At 41.7% G+C, this 1,999-nt stretch carries 5 protein-coding genes; all 5 read right to left on the bottom strand.

Annotation, left to right across the window (positions count from 1 at the left end):
• Window positions 1-220 precede the first annotated feature (220 nt).
• Window positions 221-550, bottom strand: coding sequence for a hypothetical protein (locus ABWV76_RS21985; protein ID WP_353377293.1), 330 nt, complete (start codon window positions 548-550; stop codon window positions 221-223).
• A 91-nt stretch (window positions 551-641) separates the two neighbouring features.
• A complete protein-coding gene (locus tag ABWV76_RS21990; RefSeq protein ID WP_353377294.1) occupies window positions 642-1,097 on the bottom strand; it encodes a hypothetical protein in 456 nt (151 codons plus the stop codon).
• Complete coding sequence (locus ABWV76_RS21995) at window positions 1,078-1,461, bottom strand: SMI1/KNR4 family protein (RefSeq protein ID WP_353377295.1); 384 nt, start codon at window positions 1,459-1,461, stop codon at window positions 1,078-1,080. Before ABWV76_RS21995 ends, ABWV76_RS21990 begins: the two co-directional genes overlap by 20 nt.
• Before the next feature lie 52 nt (window positions 1,462-1,513).
• Window positions 1,514-1,753: an IS3 family transposase gene (locus tag ABWV76_RS22000; protein ID WP_353377296.1), complete on the bottom strand. Its 240-nt coding sequence runs from the start codon at window positions 1,751-1,753 to the stop codon at window positions 1,514-1,516.
• A 21-nt stretch (window positions 1,754-1,774) separates the two neighbouring features.
• Window positions 1,775-1,999, bottom strand: a 225-nt coding sequence (locus ABWV76_RS22005; protein ID WP_353377297.1) for a DDE-type integrase/transposase/recombinase, incomplete at its 5' end; no start/stop codon positions are given.

The following is a 1,999-nucleotide window of genomic DNA, read 5'->3' on the forward strand; positions in this document are numbered from 1 at the left end:
TTATAGCGGCATAGATCAGTAAGATGACGAGTACAGTACCATTGGCGAATTTGGAAAACTTTGACTTTCCAAGTGTGATGAATGGTTTCCTTTCTTTAGCCATTTCTTTCCTCATAGGGTTAACGCCTTACTCAGCCGCCACCGGAATGGAGCCGCTTTGTGCTAGCGTAGCGTACAGTACAAAGCGAGCGGAGTGTAGGTTGTCGGATGCAGTAACTTGTTAATCGTGTTGCTTGATAATGGCTATACAAGCCTCAAGTATACGCGGACGAAATTTAAATTCTATTTCGGCTAAAACTGGGTCTAGCTCAAGAAGAAGGTCCGGGTTCCACTCAAGACGCTCTACACCCACTGGAATATCTAGTGGCAAAGCTGAATGAAACTCCTTAAATATTGGATATCTTTCTTCCCATTCCGGCCCTAGCCAGTAAAGTTTGTTCGACACTGATTTAGAACCGATAGTAATTCCTACCTGCCCAGACACTACTGACTTCGCGGCAGATACCAACTTTTTCGTTCGTGCTATTTCTTGCTCAATGGTAAGGCTCATATACGATTAACGTCTTGCTCTACGGCTGGCGGCGCGAAGCGACGACAGTCCGGTGGAGGCCCGAAGGGCCGGAACGTACAGCAGCAACTTGTTAGGCTTTTTGATCATGCTCTTTTAGAAATTCATACTTCAGTTTCGAGACAAAAGAGAAGCCAGAAGATACTCTATACAAGCTTGTCATAATCAATTCTGCTTCTTCTATCGGAAGTTTCTCGTGATGTCGAGCTAGTGCTTCTTCAATCGATTTTAACGTCGAAAGTTGACACACTGCATCACGAAATATTACTTCATCTTCACCAAGTTGATTATGGTACTTTTCATGAAAGGTCCGTATTTCATAGGCTTGGTATCGACACTGGTTCAATATACAAAGTAGATTTAGCTCCACTAATTTTTCTACATACATACTTTTATACCTAATGCCGCCATAAACGGATGCCGAAGCAACGCGTAGGTAGTCCGGTGGAGGCCGTTTTTTGGCCGGAACGTATTTAATGGCTTTGTTATATGTTTTCAGTAAAAGTTTTCTACTCTTCAAGACAGTCATTGATATATTCTTCAATGTTTGAAGCTAGTTCCATATTTGAAATTTCTTTGTGATTAAAATCTTCTTCATGGTCTGCGATATATATAGAAGTATCTTGTTGGAGTAAATTGATAAAATAATAATTTCCGAAGCCGTCAAAGCCTATTGCAAAAAAATGATTTGGCCAATAATCTTGATAACAGAAACCATCTTCACGAAGCTTCCGATTAGTTTTTATAAGCCAGTCTAGGTCTTTTACAAGTTGTCCCTCAATACAGTCTGGATCATCAGATGATGGAAATGGATAATTTATAAGAGCATCGGTATAGAAAGATGGTAACTCAATGTCAAAGGCATTATTAATTGTATTAATTATATTTTTCATATGTTTGTGTATTACTCACGTTGGTCTTGCCCACGAAAAGTAGACACTCTAACTATGCGTAGTTTCGCTCATACTCTGCTGGACTTACATAGCCCAATGCAGGGTACCTACGAACCCTATTGTAGAAAATCTCAATGTATTCAAACACCTCAGATTTTGCTTGCTCTTCGCTTTCGAATGTTCCGGCATAGACCAGCTCGACTTTTAGCCTGCTAAAGAATGATTCCATTGCCGCATTATCCCAACAGTTAGCCTGGCGACTCATACTCGGCTTGCACTTGCTTTCGGACAAGAGATCCTGGTATTTCTGCGATCAATATTGCACACCCCTGTCAGAGTGAACTATTAGTCCAGGCTTTATTTGTCGTCGCTCTAGAGCCATTTTCAATGCTCGACGTGTCAATTCATCGATCATCTGGGAGTCGAATGCCCAACCTACAATACGTCGAGAGTACAGATCCATAACTACCGCGAGGTACAACCACCGCTCCAGAACCCAGATATACGTAATGTCACTTGTCCAGCGGCAATTTGGTCG

Source organism: Microbulbifer sp. NBRC 101763, from assembly GCF_040371615.1.
Lineage (GTDB): Bacteria > Pseudomonadota > Gammaproteobacteria > Pseudomonadales > Cellvibrionaceae > Microbulbifer > Microbulbifer variabilis.